General features: G+C 58.2%; 19 protein-coding genes and 2 pseudogenes. 16 read left to right on the forward strand and 5 right to left on the reverse strand.

From position 1 onward, the window contains the following. The first annotated feature begins 60 nt into the window (after positions 1-60). Complete coding sequence (locus ACZ1GU_RS05625) at positions 61-1206, forward strand: beta-ketoacyl-ACP synthase III (protein ID WP_472647085.1); 1146 nt, start codon at positions 61-63, stop codon at positions 1204-1206. Here the strand turns inward: ACZ1GU_RS05625 and ACZ1GU_RS05630 are convergent. Further along, positions 1167-2258 (reverse strand): phosphatase PAP2 family protein, encoded by a 1092-nt coding sequence (locus tag ACZ1GU_RS05630; RefSeq protein WP_472647086.1) that lies wholly within the window; start codon positions 2256-2258, stop codon positions 1167-1169. The genes ACZ1GU_RS05625 and ACZ1GU_RS05630 overlap by 40 nt on opposite strands. A gap of 163 nt (positions 2259-2421) precedes the next feature. Here ACZ1GU_RS05630 and ACZ1GU_RS05635 point away from each other — a divergent pair, with 163 nt between their 5' ends. Together ACZ1GU_RS05635 and ACZ1GU_RS05640 are read left to right on the forward strand one after the other, a co-directional pair. Beyond that, positions 2422-3174, forward strand: coding sequence for a phosphatidylserine decarboxylase (locus ACZ1GU_RS05635; RefSeq protein WP_472647087.1), 753 nt, complete (start codon positions 2422-2424; stop codon positions 3172-3174). Then, positions 3171-3986, forward strand: coding sequence for a CDP-alcohol phosphatidyltransferase family protein (locus ACZ1GU_RS05640; RefSeq protein ID WP_472647088.1), 816 nt, complete (start codon positions 3171-3173; stop codon positions 3984-3986). The genes ACZ1GU_RS05635 and ACZ1GU_RS05640 overlap by 4 nt, the downstream gene beginning before the upstream one ends. Here the strand turns inward: ACZ1GU_RS05640 and ACZ1GU_RS05645 are convergent. After that, positions 3949-4221 (reverse strand): hypothetical protein, encoded by a 273-nt coding sequence (locus ACZ1GU_RS05645; protein WP_472647089.1) that lies wholly within the window; start codon positions 4219-4221, stop codon positions 3949-3951. The two genes, ACZ1GU_RS05640 and ACZ1GU_RS05645, sit on opposite strands and share 38 nt — an antisense overlap. A 333-nt stretch (positions 4222-4554) precedes the next feature. Here ACZ1GU_RS05645 and rpsB point away from each other — a divergent pair, with 333 nt between their 5' ends. The 3 genes from rpsB (at position 4555) to ACZ1GU_RS05660 (ending at position 7399) form a co-directional block, all read left to right on the forward strand. After that, entirely contained in the window at positions 4555-5301 is a 747-nt protein-coding gene (gene rpsB, locus ACZ1GU_RS05650) for a 30S ribosomal protein S2 (protein WP_472647090.1), read from the forward strand. Positions 5302-5417: 116 nt separating this feature from the next. Beyond that, on the forward strand, positions 5418-6344 hold the full coding sequence (tsf, locus tag ACZ1GU_RS05655; RefSeq protein ID WP_472647091.1) for a translation elongation factor Ts: 927 nt from the start codon (positions 5418-5420) through the stop codon (positions 6342-6344). A gap of 383 nt (positions 6345-6727) precedes the next feature. Beyond that, positions 6728-7399 (forward strand): hypothetical protein, encoded by a 672-nt coding sequence (locus tag ACZ1GU_RS05660; RefSeq protein WP_472647092.1) that lies wholly within the window; start codon positions 6728-6730, stop codon positions 7397-7399. Between the two features lies 1 nt (position 7400). Here the strand turns inward: ACZ1GU_RS05660 and ACZ1GU_RS05665 are convergent, their stop codons facing one another. After that, a complete protein-coding gene (locus tag ACZ1GU_RS05665) occupies positions 7401-8237 on the reverse strand; it encodes a metallophosphoesterase (protein WP_472647093.1) in 837 nt (278 codons plus the stop codon). Positions 8238-8331: 94 nt separating this feature from the next. On the opposite strand from ACZ1GU_RS05665, the pseudogene pyrH reads away from it, so the two are divergent. From pyrH to rpmE, 10 genes and pseudogenes are all read left to right on the forward strand, one after another. Further along, a pseudogene (gene pyrH / locus ACZ1GU_RS05670) lies at positions 8332-9052 on the forward strand (UMP kinase). Positions 9053-9059: 7 nt separating this feature from the next. Beyond that, positions 9060-9617: a ribosome recycling factor gene (frr, locus tag ACZ1GU_RS05675; RefSeq protein WP_472647094.1), complete on the forward strand. Its 558-nt coding sequence runs from the start codon at positions 9060-9062 to the stop codon at positions 9615-9617. 18 nt (positions 9618-9635) lie between these two features. Further along, positions 9636-10319, forward strand: a complete 684-nt coding sequence (uppS, locus tag ACZ1GU_RS05680) for a polyprenyl diphosphate synthase (protein WP_472647095.1) — start codon at positions 9636-9638, stop codon at positions 10317-10319. Continuing rightward, complete coding sequence (locus ACZ1GU_RS05685; RefSeq protein ID WP_472647096.1) at positions 10309-11046, forward strand: phosphatidate cytidylyltransferase; 738 nt, start codon at positions 10309-10311, stop codon at positions 11044-11046. The genes uppS and ACZ1GU_RS05685 overlap by 11 nt, the downstream gene beginning before the upstream one ends. 6 nt (positions 11047-11052) lie before the next feature. Then, positions 11053-12216, forward strand: a complete 1164-nt coding sequence (gene dxr / locus ACZ1GU_RS05690; RefSeq protein ID WP_472647097.1) for a 1-deoxy-D-xylulose-5-phosphate reductoisomerase — start codon at positions 11053-11055, stop codon at positions 12214-12216. 16 nt (positions 12217-12232) lie between these two features. Beyond that, positions 12233-13342 (forward strand): RIP metalloprotease RseP, encoded by a 1110-nt coding sequence (gene rseP / locus ACZ1GU_RS05695; RefSeq protein WP_472648720.1) that lies wholly within the window; start codon positions 12233-12235, stop codon positions 13340-13342. Positions 13343-13504: 162 nt separating this feature from the next. After that, positions 13505-16152 (forward strand): annotated as a pseudogene (gene bamA, locus ACZ1GU_RS05700) (outer membrane protein assembly factor BamA). Then, on the forward strand, positions 16152-16844 hold the full coding sequence (locus ACZ1GU_RS05705; RefSeq protein ID WP_472647098.1) for an OmpH/Skp family outer membrane protein: 693 nt from the start codon (positions 16152-16154) through the stop codon (positions 16842-16844). Before bamA ends, ACZ1GU_RS05705 begins: the two are co-directional and overlap by 1 nt. 35 nt (positions 16845-16879) lie before the next feature. Continuing rightward, positions 16880-17365: a 3-hydroxyacyl-ACP dehydratase FabZ gene (gene fabZ, locus ACZ1GU_RS05710; protein ID WP_472647099.1), complete on the forward strand. Its 486-nt coding sequence runs from the start codon at positions 16880-16882 to the stop codon at positions 17363-17365. Between the two features lie 211 nt (positions 17366-17576). After that, positions 17577-17801, forward strand: a complete 225-nt coding sequence (gene rpmE / locus ACZ1GU_RS05715; RefSeq protein ID WP_472647100.1) for a 50S ribosomal protein L31 — start codon at positions 17577-17579, stop codon at positions 17799-17801. Between the two features lie 58 nt (positions 17802-17859). On the opposite strand, the gene ACZ1GU_RS05720 is transcribed toward rpmE, so the two are convergent. Then, the gene (locus ACZ1GU_RS05720) at positions 17860-18441 is read right to left on the reverse strand and encodes an MOSC domain-containing protein (RefSeq protein WP_472647101.1); all 582 of its coding nucleotides are present in this window, start codon (positions 18439-18441) and stop codon (positions 17860-17862) included. Then, positions 18438-19076 carry a prolyl hydroxylase family protein gene (locus tag ACZ1GU_RS05725; protein WP_472647102.1) on the reverse strand — a complete coding sequence of 213 codons (639 nt, stop codon included), beginning with the start codon at positions 19074-19076 and terminating at the stop codon, positions 18438-18440. Before ACZ1GU_RS05725 ends, ACZ1GU_RS05720 begins: the two co-directional genes overlap by 4 nt. Positions 19077-19192: the final 116 nt, after the last annotated feature.

A 19192-nucleotide genomic window follows, 5' to 3' on the forward strand; every position in this document is an offset into this window, starting at 1 on the left:
GTGTTGAAGTCGCGCAATAGAGCCTTGCCCCGCTCCGGGCAGAGGCTTAATTGCGAGGGCATGAACACCTTCCCAGAAATGCTCACGCAGCGCCCCGTCATCTCGGCCACCGGCCTGTTCACCCCCGAACAATCGATCACTAATGCAGAGCTGGTCGAAAGCTTCAACGCCTTCGTCGACCGTCACAATGCCGAACATGCCGATGCGATTGCCGCAGGCGAGGCTGAGGCGCTGACCTACAGCTCGGTTGAATTCATCGAGAAGGCGAGCGGGATCAAGGCACGCCATGTGATGGCGAAAGAGCCGATCCTCGATCCAGCGGTGATGTCGCCGCGCTGGGACGAGCGAGGCAATGACGAGCTTTCGATCATGGCTGAGATCGGCGTGATCGCCGCGCGCGAGGCCTTGGAACGGGCGGGGCGCAAACCCGAAGACGTCGATGCGGTGCTGTGCGCGGCGTCGAACATGCAGCGCGCCTATCCGGCGATGGCGATCGAAATACAGGAAGCGCTCGGCATCGAAGGCTTCGGCTTTGACATGAATGTCGCGTGCTCCTCGGCCACCTTCGGCATCCAGACCGCAGCAGATTATGTCAGCGCAGGCAATGCCAAGAGCGTGCTGGTGGTCAGCCCGGAGATCACCTCGGGCCATCTCAATTGGCGCGACCGCGACAGCCACTTCATCTTCGGTGACGTGGCGACCGCTGTGCTGGTCGAAGATGCGGCCATCGCGCCTGAGCAGCATTGGGACATTCTTGGTACCAAGCTGAAAACCGTGTTCTCAAACAACATCCGCAACAATTTCGGCTTCCTCAACCGTGCGCATCCCGAAAGCGCGGGCGAAGCCGACAAGCTCTTCGTCCAGGAAGGGCGCAAGGTCTTCAAGGAAGTCGTGCCGATGGTCGCACAGATGATCCTCGACGAAGCCGAACGCCTCGATGTTGAGCCAACCGAGCTTCGCCGTATGTGGTTGCATCAGGCCAATGCCGGGATGAACCGTCTGATCGCGCAGAAAGTGCTGGGTCACGAAGCGAATGAGGATGAGAGCCCGACCGTGCTCGACACCTATGGCAACACATCAAGCGCGGGTTCGATCATCGCCTTCCACCTGCACAGCGAAGATATGGTCGAAGGTGACACGGGCCTGATTTGCAGCTTTGGCGCGGGCTATTCGGCTGGGACGGTGTTCGTGCGCAAAGCCGCCTGACCGCGATTTTCCAGGAACGCATCCCACGCGGCGATGATCCGCTGCGCTACCCACCAGATCGCTGCGACCGCAACCACTGAGACAAGCCCGTCGACCGCATAATGGTAGGCGAGGTGGACGCTGCTGATCCAGGTGATTGCGAAAAACGCCCCGAAGAATAGGGCCGCGCGCGGAGAAATCTGCCGCATGGCGAGCCAATAGAGAAACGCGATCGCGACATGCATGCTGGGCATTGCCGTGATACCGCTGCCTAGGCCATTGTCGGCAGTGGCGAAGCGCTCCAGCAACATTTCCTGTACTGTCAGGACCATGATCGGAAACTGTTCGTTTGCGGCCTTGAGATACGCCATTTGCTCATCGAAACGCGGGTCGCCGAGTAGCGGCCCAACAAAGCACGGGCCGACCGAGGCGAGCCATGTAGCCATCGCCCCGCCAACCAGCGTCCAGCTTAGCACATAGGACAGGAAGAATTGGCGGCGCAGCGGGCTATCGACATTGGCAAAAGCGAAGTAGAGTACGCCGGGATAGAGAAGCAGAAACCATAGCTGATAGAGCAGGGCGAGGAACGCGGTAACAATCGGGAAGCCCAGCACCGGCTGGAGGACCTCCCAAGCGTCATACCCAAAGAAGATCGCGCGATCCCATGCAACGAAAGTGTCGTCCCAGGTGTAGTCGTTGAACAGCGGAATTGCCGCCTTCATCTTGGAAAAGAACGGCAACAGCACGATCGCTACGCCAAGCAGCGGAAGGCCTGCGACAACGGCTCGCTTGAACTCCGGCGATGAGTAGCGCGCCTTCAGGAAATCGACCGGGCTATCCGGGCGATGCTTGAACAATTGCCGCGTGCTGTCGAATGCCGCAATCACGATCAGAAACAGCGCAAACAGGCGTATATTGACCCATATGCCAATAAAACTGGGCGGTACGCCCTGACTGAGCAACAGTCCGATGCAAAGCGCCATCAGCGACAGACCAATGGCAAAGATTGGTGCTTCGCTGGTCCAGCGGCGGGTGATTGTACCCGAGATTCCGGTTGATTGTTCGTTCGTCATGCGCGGGCAGATTTACGGTAAACATATCACTAAAGAGTGAATGCGGGCGGGCGTTTAGCGCAATTTTCGCCGCTGCGCGCCGGCTGACCGCCGCTGACTTTATCGGCGGCAAAGCGTGCCAGATCGCTTGCGAGCCGCGACCGCAGTGCCTAAGTGGCGGCCTATGCCCGGAGAAATTCTTGACAATGAAGGTCGCGGCGATGTCAGCTGGAGCTGGCCGCCGATCCACCCCGAAGGTCGCAAATTTGGCGTTATCGCCATCGCGATCAGCCTTGTGTTCCTGCTGCTGCTCGATTGGGAGATCATCGGCTGGCCGCTGCTCGCTTTGTCGGGCGGCGTGTTTGCATTCTTTCGCGATCCGGAGCGGGTCGTGCCGCAAGCTGACGATGCGATCATCGCGCCTGCCGACGGCTTGGTTTCGCTGATTACTGAATGCGAGCCTCCAGCGGAGCTGACCATTGACGATGGCTCTGGCACCCCCGGATTGCCCGACGGCTCGGTCACTCGTGTGTCTATCTTCATGAGTGTGTTTGACGTGCACATCAATCGCTCGCCGATTGCAGGTGCGATCAGGCGGTTGGTCTACATCCCCGGCAAGTTCATGAATGCCGATCTCGACAAGGCGAGTGAAGAGAATGAGCGTCAGCATATTCTGGTCGATCGCGGTGACGGCGTGATGATAGGCTTTACCCAGATCGCTGGACTGGTCGCACGGCGGATCATTCCGTTCGTGAAGCCGGGAGACACGGTTGCTAAGGGGCAGCGCGTCGGCCTGATCCGTTTTGGCAGCCGCGTTGATGTGTATCTTCCAGCTGGCACGTCACCCAAGGTACTTCTCGGTCAACGTGTCATCGCTGGTGAGACGGTCTTGGCGGAAATCGGCACGCAGAAACTGCTCGAGGGCATTTCGCAGTGAGCGAAAAACGCGTCGGGCCAAAAGCTGCAGAGGATGACGAGCGCGATCGCGCGCCGCTTGACAGAAAGGGTCTGACGCTTCGGGCGATGCTGCCCAATGCGATTACCGCTGCGGCGCTATGCGCTGGTCTAACGGGTATTCGCTTTGCCATAGCGGAGGAATGGGCGCTGGCTATTCTCGCTGTTGTGCTCGCTGGCGTGCTTGATGGGATCGACGGACGCATAGCGCGGCTCCTGAACGCGCAGTCGCGGTTCGGTGCTGAACTGGACAGCCTTGCGGACTCGCTGTCCTTCGGCATGGCTCCCGCGATTATTTTGTACCTCTGGGCCTTGCAGGACTTGCCGCGCTTCGGCTGGTTTGCGGCCCTTGCCTTTGCGATCTGCTGCGCGGTTCGTCTTGCACGCTTCAACGCGCAGATCGATGTCGATGATCAGCCGCATAAATCAGCGGGCTTTTTAACCGGGGTGCCTGCTCCGGTGGGGGCGGGGCTTGCTTTCCTGCCGTTCTATCTCTGGATGGAGACAGGGAATGAGGCATTTCGTGAGCCGCTGATGGTCGCCATATGGGTGGCGTTCATGGCGTTCTTCATGATTTCCAACATGGCGACGCTTAGCTGGGGATCGCTAAGACCACGCCGCGGCATTCGTCTTGGAGTTATCGTATTTGCAGCGCTCGCCTTTGCGGCTTTGCTGCTCGAACCATGGTGGCTGCTAACCACAATCAGCGTCGGCTATATCGCCTTGATGCCTTACGCTCTGTTCAAATATGGCCGGATCAAGCGGCGGCGGCGTCAGTCGCTTGAGAGCCAGTAGGGCGGGGCAGGCGCCTCGCAAAAGCGCGGCTCGTTCCGCCACGGTGGGTCACAATCACAGGCCGCAGACGCAATTCGCACGCATCGACCATCGGCACGAAGCCGGAATCTGCTAGAGCGCGTTCACGCGAAATTGCCTTGAACGCATTGCTCCAACGCAATGCGCTGTCGATCAGAGATGCGCCAACCGCAAAAATCACGGTCGCGAACAGAGCGGTCAAAACAAAAGCGATCATAACTCAAATACCTTATGCTTACGCATTATTACGGATTGGAACGGAAAATCGTTACGTCGGTTCCTGTTCCACGTTTGTTCTGATGCACTTGTTCACCAAGTGTTCCGCGGGGTCAAGCATTTTGTTCCACTTGTGTTCCAACACCAGCGGTTTGCACTAGATTTTGTGTCCAAGGGGCGCTAATGGCCGCGCCATCGCGGAGAGAAGCGATGCGAATCGGCACGGCTCTCTCGGCGAAATTCACATGGAAGGCGCAACATACCGGTGCCGCCCGCGGGACACTCCGCAAGCGGTTCCATGCTTTCCAGAGGACGAACCGGAAAGGAATTACCTATGGCGGCCACCACCGTCACAATGCAGCAATTGATTGAGGCCGGCGCACACTTCGGCCACCAGACCCACCGTTGGAACCCGCGTATGAAGCCGTATATCTTCGGCGCGCGCAACGGTGTTCACATCATTGACTTGTCACAAACCGTGCCTTTGTTCGCACGCGCGCTCGATTTCGTTGAGCAGACCACCCGCGCAGGCGGCAAGGTTCTGTTCGTCGGCACGAAGCGTCAGGCGCAGGAGCCAGTGGCTGAAATCGCCCGCGCTTGCGGCCAGCACTTCGTCAATCACCGTTGGCTCGGCGGCATGCTGACCAACTGGAAGACGATCAGCGGTTCGATCAAGGAATTGAAGTCGCTTGAGGAACAGCTTTCGGGCGACACCGGCGGTTTCACCAAGAAAGAAGTTCTGCAGCTCACTCGCAAGCGCGACAAGCTTGAAATGTCGCTTGGCGGTATCCGCGATATGGGCGGCATTCCTGACGTGATGTTCGTGATCGACGCGAACAAGGAAGACCTCGCCATCAAGGAAGCAGCTGTGCTCGGCATTCCGGTAATTGCGGTGCTCGACACCAACACCGATCCGACCGGCATCGCTTTCCCTGTTCCGGGCAATGACGACGCCAGCCGCGCTGTGCGCCTTTATTGTCAGGCGATCGGCGATGCAGCGGCAGCGGGTCGCGGCGGCGCGGTTGTAGACTCGGGCGACATTGGCTCGATGGAACAACCACCGGTCGAAGCGACTGCCTAAACGCTGAATTGTTCGACGCGCGTGCCAGTTGCGCGCGTCACATTCATTGATAATTGCGCCGGGCATTCCCCCAATTGGACCCCGGCGCCCCAGAATTATTTGAAAAGGAAATTCCCATGGCTGATTTCACCGTCGCCGATGTGAAGACCCTGCGCGAGAAAACCGGCGCAGGCATGATGGATGCGAAAAAAGCGCTGACCGAAGCCGGCGGCGATATCGAAGCGGCTGTTGACGCACTGCGCGCCAAGGGTCTTGCGACCGCACAGAAGAAGTCGAGCCGTACGGCTGCTGAAGGTCTCGTCGGTGTGGCCGTTGAAGGCCCCAAGGGCGTTGCTGTTGAAGTGAACTCTGAAACCGACTTCGTCGCCAAGAACGACAAGTTTCAGGACTTCGTGCGCAAGACCACTCAGGTCGCGCTTTCGCTGGGCAGCGACGATGTCGAAGCTTTGAAGTCGGCTGACTACCCCGATGGCGGCACGGTCGCTGACAAGCTGACCGACAATGTCGCGACTATTGGTGAGAACCAGCAGATCCGCCGTATGAAGACAGTGACGGTCGGCAGCGGTGCGGTCGTTTCCTACGTCCACAACGCGGCAGCTGACGGTCTTGGCAAGATCGGCGTGCTGGTTGCTCTTGAAAGCGACCTTGGCGCAGACGTGCTCGAGCCATTCGGCAAGCAGCTTGCCATGCACATCGCTTCGATGTTCCCGCAGGCTCTTAACGCAGACGGCCTCGATCCGGCTTTGATCGAGCGTGAGCGTTCGATCGCTGCTGAGAAGGCAGCCGAAAGCGGCAAGCCCGAGCAAGTCCAGGAAAAGATGGTCGAAGGCGCGATCAAGAAGTTCGCGAAAGAGAACGCTCTGCTCAGCCAGATGTTCGTGATGGATAACAAGACTTCGGTCGAGGACACCGTTGCGAAGTTCGGCAAAGACAATGGCGGCTCAGTCACGCTGACCGACTATGTCCGCTTCCAGCTGGGCGAAGGCATCGAAGTCGAAGAAAGCGACTTTGCTGCTGAAGTGGCGGCTGCCGTCGGAGGCTAAGCCAAGGTTCACGCCTAACAAACTTTCAAATCCGTTTTGGATTCGTTCAGCCACTGGCTCCTAGAGGGCCGGTGGCTTTTCGTTTTAACGTGATAAAACAAAGGTCTGACGCCCTTTTAAGGGGTTCATCACATCACCAGTTAACGCGGGAGGCGATCATCCCCCTCCGTCGTCGCTTTCGCTTGTGCGAACGCCCCAGCAATCCGGGTCGCAAGTTGGTTTGCAATGGGGTGCCTCCGGTCAAAGGGAGGAGCGACACCGGAAGTCACGGCGCGTGAGCCGGTGATACGCTGATGAGATCGCCCGACTGCAATTGCGTCTCGACAATCCGGTGCACTTTAACCAGTGTGTGTGCGATGGCTCCTGCTCAAAATCGAAGGCGGATGGATTGGCAAACGCCAGCTTGGATCGTTGCTGCGCTGACAGGCTTTGCCATGCCCGCAATGATGATTGTCTTGCTTGCGAATGCTGCTGGCCAATCATCGCTTGCGCAATTGATCGCCCCGCTTCTGGCGGTCGCGCTGATGGGTAGCGGCATGATTGTAGCTGCAATCACCGGTCGAATATGGTTCGGCATAGGCGCGGCGATGTTTGCCGGAATGGTGCTTGTCCTGATTGTAAATTGGGTCGCTACCCAAGGCGTGCTGCATCCGGTGCAGACCGCAGGGGCGTTTCTAATCGCCAGCCTCAGTTTCGCCGCGCGCGGCGTACTTTTCAGAACATCGTCTGGTTACAAAGGCTGGTGGATCGCATTGGCGATCGTCGCGGGCGAGGGCGCAATTCTTGCTGCCGCATCGGCAGAGCCAGGGGCCATTCCGCGATGGCTGCTAGTGCTTTTGCCCGCGCAATGGGCGAGCCTAGCAATCGGAGCTGCGATCACGGGCGAAGGCGTGGGAGTCGCGCATGCCGCGCTCATCGCATTAGCTGGCACCGCTGCTGCGACGTCGCTGGTCGTCAAGCTGTGGCCACGCCGTTGGACCTATGCGGTAATGTTCACGACATGGATCGGATTGTCTGCGCTCGTGTGGAACGCAGGATTCGGGGTTGCTTCCTGAGCTAACGCTGCGCCCCCGCGCTCCTCACCGCCACAATCCATATCTCGGGCTGGGTAAACAGTCGCAGGGGAAGCAGGCTCGTCCCGATCCCCGCGCTGGTGATCAATGTCTTGCCGTGCTGGCTGACGACACCACAAGCATATTTCTCGCCATAGTCTGACATGGTCGCAGGCGAGCCGCCCCATGGATAGGCGATCTGCCCGCAATGGGTATGCCCTGCGAGCACGAGCACGGTATCGACCGGCACCTGCGGAAACACATCGGGGCTATGCGTAAGCGTAACTCTCACACCATCAAGCGCACGCTGCGCGGCAAAGGTCGCCTGCAAATCTGCCCGACCAGTGAAGTCGTCATCAATCCCGCCGATGGCCAGCGGCCCAAGCTGCACCGCGTCATTCTCTAACACGGTCATATTCGGGATCGCCGTCAGTTCTTTCTTGAGCGCAGGCCAGTCAGACCAATGGTCATGATTGCCCGGCACGAACACGGTCCCCAGCGGCGCATCCAGTTTGGCGAGCGGCGCGACGATCTCGTCCGGCTCATAGACGTGCGTGGCGGTGCGTTTCTCGCTCACCAGATCGCCTGAGATCATGACAACGTCCGGCTCTAGCGCGTTTACTTGTTTGACGATCCGGGCAAGCCGCGTTGGCGGCATATCCGGTCCGGCGACATGAATGTCCGCCAGTAAGACAATCGTGACGGGCGGGGCGTCAGCGGGGAGGTCTGCGCTCTCGACCATATGCCGCTGAACCACGGGCGCGCGCATGGTGTCATGCCAAGCCTTAGCGGCGACCAACAGAGCAATGAGCAGCCCGGCAATCATAGCTTTGCGGATCATCGCATCCCCTTATCCACCGCTATTCCCCTTGGCAGCGCCAACGCCGAGCGATAAGGGCAGCGCAGCGAATTATCCAGCGAAAGACTTGTCGAACATGGCACTTCCCGAAATCAAGCGCGTCCTCCTGAAATTGTCAGGCGAGGTTCTGATGGGAGAGCAGGAATACGGCATTGATCCGGCCTATGTTGCGCGGCTCGCTGAAGAGGTGAAAGCAGCCAAAGACAGCGGGCTTGAAGTCTGCCTCGTCATTGGCGGCGGCAACATTTTCCGCGGGGTTGCGGGCGCTGCCAAAGGGCTCGACCGTACGACCGGCGATTATATGGGCATGCTCGCGACGGTGATGAACGCACTCGCGATGCAAAACGCGTTGGAGCAGGCGGGCGTCCAGACCCGCGTGCAATCCGCCATCCCGATGAGCAGCGTGTGCGAGCCTTACATTCGCAGGCGGGCAGAACGGCACCTGCAAAAGGGCCGGATCGTCATCTTCGCCGCAGGTACTGGCAACCCTTTCTTCACCACCGACACCGGCGCTGCCCTGCGCGCGGTACGAGATGAATTGCGATGCGCTGATGAAGGGCACGAGCGTTGACGGGGTCTATGACTGCGATCCCAAGCACAACCCGGATGCGACCCGTTTCGATACGATCTCTTATGATCAGGTGCTGTCCGACAATTTGAAGGTTATGGACGCCACCGCCGTTGCGCTTTGCCGTGAGAACGACATTCCGATAGTGGTGTTTTCGATCCGAGAAAAAGGCAATGTGGCCACCGTCCTTTCGGGCAAAGGCACGCAGACGATAGTACAAAAAGGATAAGTGACCGATGGCTCAATATGACAAGGCCGATATCGAGCGCCGGATGAATGGTGCGGTGGAATCGCTCAAAAGTGATTTGAGCGGTCTGCGCACAGGCCGTGCGAACACCAGCCTGCTCGATCCCGTGGTGGTCGAGGTGTACGGTTCAATGATGCCGCTCAACCAGGTCGCGACCGTCTCTGCGCCGGAGCCGCGCATGTTGAGCGTACAGGTGTGGGACAAGAGCAATGTCTCGGCTGTCGAGAAGGGCATCAGCAAGGCCAATCTCGGTCTTAACCCGATGACCGATGGTCAAAACGTGCGTTTGCCAATGCCGGACCTCAACGAAGAACGCCGCAAGGAACTCGCCAAGCTCGCGGGCGAATATGGCGAGAAGGCCAAGATTGCGATCCGCAATGTCCGCCGCGATGCGAACGAGAGCCTGAAAGCTGACGAAAAGTCGAAGGATATATCCGAGGACGACCGCAAGCGGCTGGAGGATGAAGTCCAGAAGCTGACCGACAATTACGTCACCGAAACCGACAACGCGGTTGAGAAAAAGGTGCAGGAGATCCTGACCCAATAAGGGCGGGCTGCGGCAGACATGGCGTCTCAGTCAAATCGCGCGCGGCATGTCGCCATTATCATGGATGGCAATGGCCGCTGGGCGAAAAAGCGCGCGCTGCCGCGTGCTGTCGGGCATCAGCGCGGGGTCGAGGCGGTGCGCAAGCTGGTGCGTAGCGTTGAGAGCATGGGCCTAGATTGCCTGACGCTTTACGCCTTTTCATCGGAAAACTGGAAGCGGCCCGACGAAGAGGTCGATGACCTGATGAACCTGATGCGCAAGTTCATCAAATCAGACCTGCCCGAGTTTATTGTCAATGACGTGCGGCTGAAGATCATCGGCGATTGGCAGGGACTTGCGCCTGATATCGTCGCGATGCTCGAAGATGCGCTGGAGCAAACCTCCAAAGGCTCGAACACGCTCGCGGTTGCACTCAATTACGGCTCGCAGAACGAGATTGCGCGCGCCGCAGCGAAAGCGGCCGCAATCGGAGATGTGACGCCAGAGGCTATAGCGGCGCATCTCGACACTGCCGACCTGCCGCCGCTCGATCTGCTCATACGCACCAGCGGCGAAGTGCGGCTGTCGAACTTCTTGCTGTGGCAATCGGCCTATGCCGAGATGCTTTTTGTCGATACGCTTTGGCCGGATTTCAAGCCCGAGCATTTGCAAGAGGCATTGGATAATTTCGCCAAAAGGGAGCGGCGATTTGGTGGACGGTGATCAGACGGCGCCAGTAACAGCGCCGAAGTCGAAAAATGCAGATTTGCCGGTACGGCTCGCTTCTGCGCTCGTCATGGTTACGGTCGCGGCGTTTGCTCTGTGGCTGGGCGGCTGGTTCTGGGTAGCCTTCGTGGCGCTGCTTGCAGGTCTCGTGCTGTGGGAATGGAACAGACTGATCAAGGCGTTCGCAGGCTCGCCGCTAACCGAAGTCATGTGGATGTTCTTCGGCGCGTTATATGTCGGCGGCGCTGCATTGGCGATGGTCGAAGTGCGACAAAGTTATGTCCCGGTATTTATGCTTGTCGGGTTTATCCTACCGGTGATCGCGGTTGACGTTGGGGCCTATTTCGCCGGACGCGCGATTGGCGGCCCGAAAATCGCACCCAAGCTCAGTCCTTCCAAAACCTGGGCTGGCTTAGGTGGGGGCGCGCTTGCGGCGAGTGTGGTAGCAATTGGCGTGCAGCTTTCGTATCCCGAACAGCCGCATTTCGGCCCGGTCGTGAGCGATGGGTTCAGTCTCGCGAGCCTTATCGGCCCAATCATCGCAGGCGTTGTGATTGCTGTGATTGCTCAAGCTGGCGACTTTTTTGAAAGCTGGATGAAGCGCCGCGCAGGGGTGAAAGATTCGGGCACGCTGATCCCTGGGCATGGTGGCGTTTTCGACCGGCTCGACGGCTTTATCGCGGTGTTTTTCGTTCTCGCCATTACGCGCATCTTCTTGGGTTAAGGCAGGATGGCGCGCTCGATTACCATCTTGGGAGCGACCGGATCGGTCGGAGCATCGACGCTCGATCTGATCCGCCGCAACCGCGAGGATTGGCAGGTCGAAGCGCTGACCGCGAATTGCTCGGCGGAAGAGCTGGCGGCGCTCGCACGCGAATTCGGTGCAAAGGTGGCGGTTGTCGGCGACGAGAGTTGCCTTGACGATTTGCGCAGCGCGCTTTCGGGCAGCGGGATCGAGGCAACTGGCGGAGCCGAGGCTCTGTGCGAAGCCTCCGCACGCCCGGTCGATCTGACCGTCGCGGCGATTGTCGGCTGCGCAGGCCTTGCCCCGGTGATGGCGACGATTGAGCGCGGCGGCACAGTCGCTCTTGCCAACAAGGAAGCGCTCGTTTCCGCCGGTGACGTCATGACGGCAGCGGTTGCGAAGCACGGCGCGACGTTGCTGCCGGTCGATTCCGAGCACAACGCGATTTTCCAATGTCTTGCCGGGAGCGACATTGCCGATGTGGCGCGCATCACACTGACAGCGAGCGGCGGACCGTTCCGTGAATGGACGCAGGCTCAACTCGATGCGGCAACCCCCGAACAAGCGGTCGCGCACCCCAACTGGGATATGGGCGCGAAGATCAGCGTCGATAGCGCGACGATGATGAACAAGGGGCTTGAGTTCATCGAGGCGCACCATCTCTTCCCGGTCGGTCTCGATCATCTTGGCATCGTGGTGCACCCACAGAGCGTCATTCACTCGATGGTCGAGTATAAGGATCGCTCGACGCTCGCGCAGCTTGGCCCTTCGGATATGCGCGTGCCGATTGCCTCGTGCCTCGCGCACCCCAAGCGGATGGAAACGCCGATGGAGTCGCTTGATTTGCCGGCGATTGGCGAGCTGACCTTCTTCAAGCCGGATGAAGCGCGATTTCCCGCGACCCGGCTGGCGCGCGAAGCCATTCAGGCGGGGGCGAGTGCTCCTGCGACGCTGAACGCCGCGAATGAGGTGGCGGTTGCCGCTTTCCTGGCTGGTCAGATTGGGTTCACCCGGATTGCCCTAGTGGTCGAGGATGTCCTAAATCTCTATAGCGTCGCCACACCGCGCACACTCGACGATGTTCTCATCGTCGATGCCGAAGCGCGGGCGCACGCTAGCGCTGTGTTGGAGAGCCTCGAGAGTGTTTGAATCGCCACCTTTTTGGATGTATTTCATCGGCTTCGTGCTGTTGCTCGGCCCGTTGGTGACTGTTCACGAGCTTGGCCACTATCTCGTTGGCCGCTGGTTCGGCGTGAAGGCAGAGGCTTTTTCGGTCGGCTTTGGCAAAGAGCTGTTCGGGCGCACGGATAAGCACGGCACGCGCTGGAAGCTCTCGGCACTGCCGCTGGGCGGTTATGTCCAGTTCAAGGGTGATATGGACCCGGCGAGCATTCCCGATCCCAACGCGCCGAGCGGGACCGTCGATGATGGCAGCTTTCAGAACGCTGCGCTTTGGAAGCGCGCGCTGATCGTTGCGGCGGGGCCGGTCACTAACCTTTTCGTGGCCGTCGCAATTTTTGCCGCGTTCTTCACGATCTATGGCAAACCGACAATCATAAGCGATGTCGATACGCGTGAAATCGGCGCGTTTTCTGAAGAATCGGCGGCGCAAGATGCCGGCCTCATGATTGGCGATACAATTGTCGAGATCGACGGCGAGGAGATATCCGACTTCGATGACATCCGCAAACAGATCGCGCTCTATCCCAATAAATCGGTTGTGATCGAGGTTGAGCGCGAGGGCGAGGGCACCCTCGAATTTCCAGTCACTATCGCGAGTGTCGATCAGACCGATGAATTCGGCAATTCAGGCAAAGTTGGCCTTATCGGCGTCTCTCCGCTTGATGCGGAATATGTCTTTCGAGACGTGGGCGTTTTGCAGTCTATCCCGCTGGCCGCGAACCAATGCTGGGAAATCACCAAGATGATGGTGACTGGGATTAAGCAGATCATCACGGGCGAGCGCTCGATCAAAGAGTTGGGTGGACCGATCAAGATCGCCAAATATTCGGGCGAACAACTCAGTAAAGGCACGGTTGACTTCATCAACTTCGTCGCGCTGATCTCGCTTAATTTGGCATTCATCAACTTCTTGCCAATCCCTGCGCTCGATGGTGGTCACTTGGCTTTCTATGCCGCTGAAGCGGTCCGTAGAAAGCCTGTTGGCCCTCGCGCGACCGAATACGCCTATCGCGGCGGAATAGCTTTCGTATTGCTGTTCATGGTGGTCGTGACCTTCAACGATTTGGTCTCGCTGCCGATCTTCGGCAGTTAGTCGGGGAAAGGGAGCCATTGAACGGCAATTGGCGGGTTCGCCCGCTTGATTGCTCAGGCGGCATCGGGCACAGGCAGGGCCTGTGAGGAAACAGCCTAATGAGATTGCGCCCCGGGCAGGCGTGCGTGATTGAACGACTGGTTAGACGGGAACACTTACTTCATGAATCGAAGCAACGAGGCACACGCCGTGTCTGTTAAGTCAGCCGGGCGGCTCTCTATCGCACTTCTGTGCACCAGCGCGCTTGCTGGGTTGCCGCACGTCGCGCTCGCGCAAGAGACAGATGATGCAACCGCGGCGCAGCAGCCTGCACAAGCAGAACCCGCACCGCCGCCCGCACCAGCCACGCAAACGATCCGCAGCATCACGGTTGTCGGGGCCGAACGGCTCGAGCCGACAACGATCCTTAGCTACATCCGTTTGCGCGTTGGTCAGGAATACACCAGTGTCGCAGCCGACCAGGCGATTAAGGACCTGGGTGCGACCGAGTTGTTCGCGGGCGGCGCACAAATCCGTAATGACAACGGCAATGTCGTCATTACGGTCACAGAAAACCCGGTGATCAACCGGATCGTTCTCGAAGGCAATGACCGAATCAAGAACGACAAGATCCTGCCTGAGATCAAGCTGTCTCCGCGTCAGATTTTTACCCGTTCGAAAGTGCGCGCCGACGTTGCCCGGATTATTGAACTCTATAAGCGGCAAGGCCGCTTTGCGGCGACCGTCGAACCAAAGATGGTCACCCTGCCGCAGAACCGCGTCGATATCGTATTCGAGATCAGCGAAGGGCCAAAGTCCAAGGTCCGAAAGATCAACATCATCGGTAACGAAGAGTTTTCCGATGGCGAGCTGCGCGGTGAGATGGTCACCAAGGAATCGCGGATTACGCGCTTCTTCAGCTCAAACACCAGCTATGACCCTGACCGTCTGGCATTTGACCAGCAGAAGCTGCGTCAGTTTTACCTGACGGAAGGCTATGCCGATTTCCGCGTGGTATCTGCTGTTGCCGAACTGACGCCTGACAAGCGCGACTTCATCATCACCTATGTGGTTGAAGAGGGCGAGCGCTATCGCTTTGGCGATGTCGAGGTGGAAAGCCAGATCCGCGATTTTGATGGCGATGCGTTGGCCGCGCGCCTGCCGATGAAATCGGGCGATTTCTACAACGCAAAGTCGGTTGAAGACACGGTCGAACAACTCTCCGATCTCGCCGGATCGTTCGGTTATGCCTTTGCCGATGTGCAACCGGAATTCCGCCGCGACAAAGATAACCTGCAGATGAACATCAATTTCGTGCTGCGTCAGGCGCCGCGCGTTTATGTTGAGCGGGTTGATATCAATGGCAACACGCTGACTCAGGACAAGGTTATCCGCCGTGAATTCCGTATCAGCGAAGGCGATGCCTTTAACTCGCTTGGCGTTCAGCGGACCACCGCGCGGATTGCTTCGCTTGGCTACTTCCAGGAGAACTTTGAGGTCAATCAGGTTGAAGGCAGCCAGCCAGACCGGATCATCCTCGAGGCCAACGTGGAAGAGCAGCCCACCGGCGAATTGCAATTCTCGGTACCGGTTTCTCTTCGATTGAGAGTTTCATTCTGTCTGGTTCGATCCGTCAGCGTAACTTCCGCGGACGCGGTCAGACGGTTGGTTTGAACCTCAACTTCTCTCGCTTCTCGCGTTCGGCGCAGCTGAGCTTCTCCGACCCGTATGTGTTCGACCGAAATATCTCTGCCGGCATCGACATTTATCGGCGCGATTTCAATAGCTTCAACTTCAATGGCCGAGATCGCAACAGGACCTTTGAACAGGCGACCACCGGCTTTGCCATCCGTGGCGGCGTTCCGCTGACCGAGTTTACGTCCCTCGTCGCGAGCTACACGCTCAATTACGATGACGTTGATCTGGATCGCGGGATTTTCTTCACCGATACAAATGGCGACGGCATCCCGGGCAACAGTCCTGAAGATACCTGCGATCCGCTGCGCGCGGGCCGGTTCCTATGTGACGCTTTGGGTGAGCGGCTTAGCTCGATCCTCGGCGTGAGCCTCAATTACAGCACGCTGAATTCTCGTTTGCGGCCAACCGCTGGTGCGAGGGTGAACTTCTCGACGGAATTTGCTGGCCTAGGCGGCGACGTGCGCTACCTTCGCTTCCGCGGCTCAGGCGCGCAATTCTTTAACATCGGTAGCGGCTTTATCTTCTCGCTTTCGGCAGAAGGCGGAACGATCATTCCGTTCGAGGATCGCGCGGGAGTGGGCATCGACGATGTTCGCTTGACCGACCGTTTCTTCCTGGGTGAACCACAAATTCGCGGCTTCGATATTCGCGGCGTAGGTCCGCGTGTGCTTCGCCGTGGGTTTGACGGTGAAGGCAATCCGATCTTGGAACGTGATCAAATCCAGGATGACGCGATTGGTGGCAGAAATTATTACCTTGGCCGTGCAGAGCTTGAAATTCCGCTCGGCACAGGCGCGCGTGAGCTTGGTCTGCGTCCATCGGTGTTCGTGGATGTCGGCGCTCTCTGGAATGTGACAACGCCTGTGTTGACGAACATTGCCCCATTCATCGACGCTGCCGGTAACCCCACCGATGACGCAACCGCTCCGGATGGCACAGCAAACGTGCGAAATCCTGGCGCATTTGAAGAAATTTTCCTCGGCGACTCCGCAAGTCCGCGTGTGACAGTCGGCATCGGGGTAAACTGGAACTCGCCATTCGGCCCGTTCCGCATCGACCTCGCACATGCATTGCGCACGGTCGAAGGTGACGACACCAAAACATTCTCATTCAATGTAGGAACTCAGTTCTAATGAAACTTTTTGCCAAATCGCTCGCGCTTGCGAGCATCGCTTTAACCACCGCGATTGCTGCGCCTGCCACCGCCCAGGTGCAGGGCAATATCGCAACGATTGATACGCCAAGTGTTGTTATCGGAACCACCGCATTCCAAAACGCCTATCAGCAGATCACGACCACCTATCGTTCGCAGATCGATACGCGCCGCGCCAAAGGTCAGGAGCGCCAAACGCTACTGCAGCAACTCGACACGGACAATAATGGTGAATTGAGTCAGGCAGAACAGCAAGCGGCCAATGGTTCGACACAGCTGACGCAAATCCAGACCATCGATCGTGAAATTCAGCAATTGAGTGCGCAGATTGACGGTGCGCGTGTCTACGCTGTCGAACAAATCCTCGCGCAGTATCCGACCGCGTTGCAAGAGGTTGTGCAGGCCAATTCGATCCAGATGATTGTTTCGCCAGAAGCCATTGTCTATGCGCCACAAGGTGCTGACATCACACAGAAAGTAACCGCTGCGCTCAACGCCAAGGTCGCAAGTGTGCAGGTTGTGCCGGCACAAGGATGGCAGCCGCAGCGCAATTCCGTGGCGCTGTTCCAACAGATCCAGCAGGTGCTACTGACCGCGCAGGCAATCCAGCAGCAACAGGCAGCTCAGCAGCAGCAACAGCAGCCAACTCCGCAAGCGCCCACGGGCCGCTAAGACGCGCAGGCAACTAGAAACGAGGGGGCAGAGCTATGAGTGACGAAACGGAACAGACCGGCTCGTCAGAGCGGAATGTGGATTATGACATTCACAAAGTGCTCAAAGCTCTGCCGCATCGCTACCCGCTGTTGCTCGTCGATCGCGTGCGCTCAATCGACTTGGGCGAGCGCATTCATGCGGTGAAAGCCGTGAGCATGAATGAAGAGTTTTTCCAGGGTCATTTCCCGGGCGCTCCTATTATGCCTGGCGTGCTGCAGATCGAAGCGTTGGCGCAGGCTGCAGGAATCCTCGGCATTGAAACGATGAATTTGGCTGATTCTGGAAAGCTCGTGATTTTCATGGGCATCGAGAACGCGAAGTTCCGTGCGCCGGTGACACCGGGGTGCTTGCTCGACCTGGAGGTCGAATTCCTGAAAAAGGGTAGCCGCGCTTATAAGTTTGCGGGCAAGGCGAGCGTCGAGGGCAAAGTGACCTGCCAGTGCGAATTCACAGCAATGATGGCGGATGCACCCTCATAGGTGTGTAGCGCATCCGCGCTGCGATTTCCTCGCTCACGCGACCTGAAGGCCGCGTCGCTGCGGACGGGCAGTCGCCCTTGCAGTCGCGCCCCAACCGAGACCCGCTTTTACTTCTAGGCTTGCATTTTAAACCCAGCGCGCTAAACGCGCGCCTTCTCCGAAATCATAGCAAGGCCGGTCGGTACCGGCTCACGCTCAAAAGGAATTTGATATGAAAGCCGAAGGGCATCCCGATTACCACATGATCACGGTCAAGATGACCGATGGTACTGAGTTTCAAACGCGCTCAACCTGGGGCAGCGAAGGCGACACTCTGTCGCTTGACATTGACCCGACCAGCCACCCGGCATGGACCGGCGGCAACCGTCAGGTTCAGGAAGGTGGACGTGTGGCTGCGTTCAACAAGCGCTTCGGCGGGCTTTCGCTCAAAAAATAAGCGCACTCGCTTTTGCGACGTTCAAAGATGGCGGTCCGGTAGGGCCGCCTTTTTTGTTTCATACCCGGTCCAAGGGGATGTGCGGGCCCTTTGGTGGAACGATCGTAATCTCGTCACGCGCCGCAACTCGCCCGCCTTCGCGAGCGATTGTCATGATCCCGGCCTTTCGAACGATGCCTTCATCGGATTTGACCGCTACCTCTTTGAGCAGCCCTGGTCGGAAGGCCTCGATTTGCGCGCATGGGTTTCTGAGGCCGGTCACTTCCAGAACCGCCCCCTTACTGATCCTGAGCAGAGTGCCGCGTCCGAGCGAAAGTAGGTCGACCCCGCGTGTCGTGATGTTTTCGCCAAGTTCGCCGGGTTTGAGGTGAAATCCCTTTTCTGCCAGTTCGTCGAAAAGTTCTGAGTGGATGAGGTGCACCTGTCGCAAATTGGGTTGCTCAGGATCGACTCTGACCCGCGAAAGATGCTGGACCTTTTCGCCCGAATGCGCGTCACCTTCCACCCCTACACCAGCGATTATTGTGATTGCATCGCATGGCTGTTTCGAAAAATTGTGGGCGTCAGACCGGCTGACGGTGAGAACTTGTCTGGTGCCGCTGGATGTCATTCGTGTCGGCAGTTCTGCTTGCTCGGTCATATCCATCCCCAGGGCTTTTCGCGATACCACTTGGTGATCACATATTTCACGCCTTTGCGCACCTTCATACCATGATGCACTGTCGCCGGGTTAACGCTGCCGTCCGCGCGTCGATTGTTCCACGATACAAGCTTGCCAATCTCCGGGCGAAAGATCTTCTTGATCGCTTTGAAACGCGTCCCACCGCCTGCTTCAACCACGTTGAGATAGACCATAAAGGTCCATGTGCGCTGTCCCGCGACCGAACAGAATTTGTCATAATCCACGCCGCCGGGCGTGAAGTAGTCGGTGTGCGGCTTGAACTCTTGTCCCACATTATAACGCTGCCCTTGGAGCGGCTCGCCATAGGCAGGATCAATGCCGTTTAAACTCTGGATCAGAGCTTCAAATCGTTTCACCGCTGGTTCGTCCGCACTAAGATCGCAGGTTTCGCTGGTGCGGAAATAGTCGTCGCCATTGCTGTCTGCGATAGTGGAAGGACGACGATCCTTGTCGATCAGCGCGATCAGATCTGCGCAATGGTCTGGCGTCAGAAACTCGCGCAATCGGAACAGTTCAAGTTTGTCGCTCGGCAGTCTTTGGATCGCTGGATGCGATTGCAGTTTTTCCGCCGAAGATTCGCCCGACCCCATCATGGTCCAATGTCGCGCGACTAAAGCCGAGTGACAAGTGCGAAATAATCTTGCGCATACTTCAATATCACGCAGTTTTTGCTTCCCTTACCCTGCGGTTTGTGCAACAGGCTCGCCCC

The organism is Erythrobacter sp. HA7-11 (assembly GCF_055693605.1).

Bases quoted from the DNA above. Each gene is read 5' to 3' on its own strand.
- ACZ1GU_RS05625 (WP_472647085.1), top strand. From the start codon at position 61: ATGAACACCTTCCCAGAAATGCTCACGCAGCGCCCCGTCATCTCGGCC.
- ACZ1GU_RS05630 (WP_472647086.1), bottom strand. From the start codon at position 2,258: ATGACGAACGAACAATCAACCGGAATCTCGGGTACAATCACCCGCCGC.
- ACZ1GU_RS05635 (WP_472647087.1), top strand. From the start codon at position 2,422: ATGCCCGGAGAAATTCTTGACAATGAAGGTCGCGGCGATGTCAGCTGG.
- ACZ1GU_RS05645 (WP_472647089.1), bottom strand. From the start codon at position 4,221: ATGATCGCTTTTGTTTTGACCGCTCTGTTCGCGACCGTGATTTTTGCG.
- rpsB (WP_472647090.1), top strand. From the start codon at position 4,555: ATGGCGGCCACCACCGTCACAATGCAGCAATTGATTGAGGCCGGCGCA.
- tsf (WP_472647091.1), top strand. From the start codon at position 5,418: ATGGCTGATTTCACCGTCGCCGATGTGAAGACCCTGCGCGAGAAAACC.
- ACZ1GU_RS05660 (WP_472647092.1), top strand. From the start codon at position 6,728: ATGGATTGGCAAACGCCAGCTTGGATCGTTGCTGCGCTGACAGGCTTT.
- ACZ1GU_RS05665 (WP_472647093.1), bottom strand. From the start codon at position 8,237: ATGATCCGCAAAGCTATGATTGCCGGGCTGCTCATTGCTCTGTTGGTC.
- frr (WP_472647094.1), top strand. From the start codon at position 9,060: ATGGCTCAATATGACAAGGCCGATATCGAGCGCCGGATGAATGGTGCG.
- uppS (WP_472647095.1), top strand. From the start codon at position 9,636: ATGGCGTCTCAGTCAAATCGCGCGCGGCATGTCGCCATTATCATGGAT.
- dxr (WP_472647097.1), top strand. From the start codon at position 11,053: ATGGCGCGCTCGATTACCATCTTGGGAGCGACCGGATCGGTCGGAGCA.
- rseP (WP_472648720.1), top strand. From the start codon at position 12,233: ATGTATTTCATCGGCTTCGTGCTGTTGCTCGGCCCGTTGGTGACTGTT.
- ACZ1GU_RS05705 (WP_472647098.1), top strand. From the start codon at position 16,152: ATGAAACTTTTTGCCAAATCGCTCGCGCTTGCGAGCATCGCTTTAACC.
- fabZ (WP_472647099.1), top strand. From the start codon at position 16,880: ATGAGTGACGAAACGGAACAGACCGGCTCGTCAGAGCGGAATGTGGAT.
- rpmE (WP_472647100.1), top strand. From the start codon at position 17,577: ATGAAAGCCGAAGGGCATCCCGATTACCACATGATCACGGTCAAGATG.
- ACZ1GU_RS05720 (WP_472647101.1), bottom strand. From the start codon at position 18,441: ATGACCGAGCAAGCAGAACTGCCGACACGAATGACATCCAGCGGCACC.
- ACZ1GU_RS05725 (WP_472647102.1), bottom strand. From the start codon at position 19,076: ATGATGGGGTCGGGCGAATCTTCGGCGGAAAAACTGCAATCGCATCCA.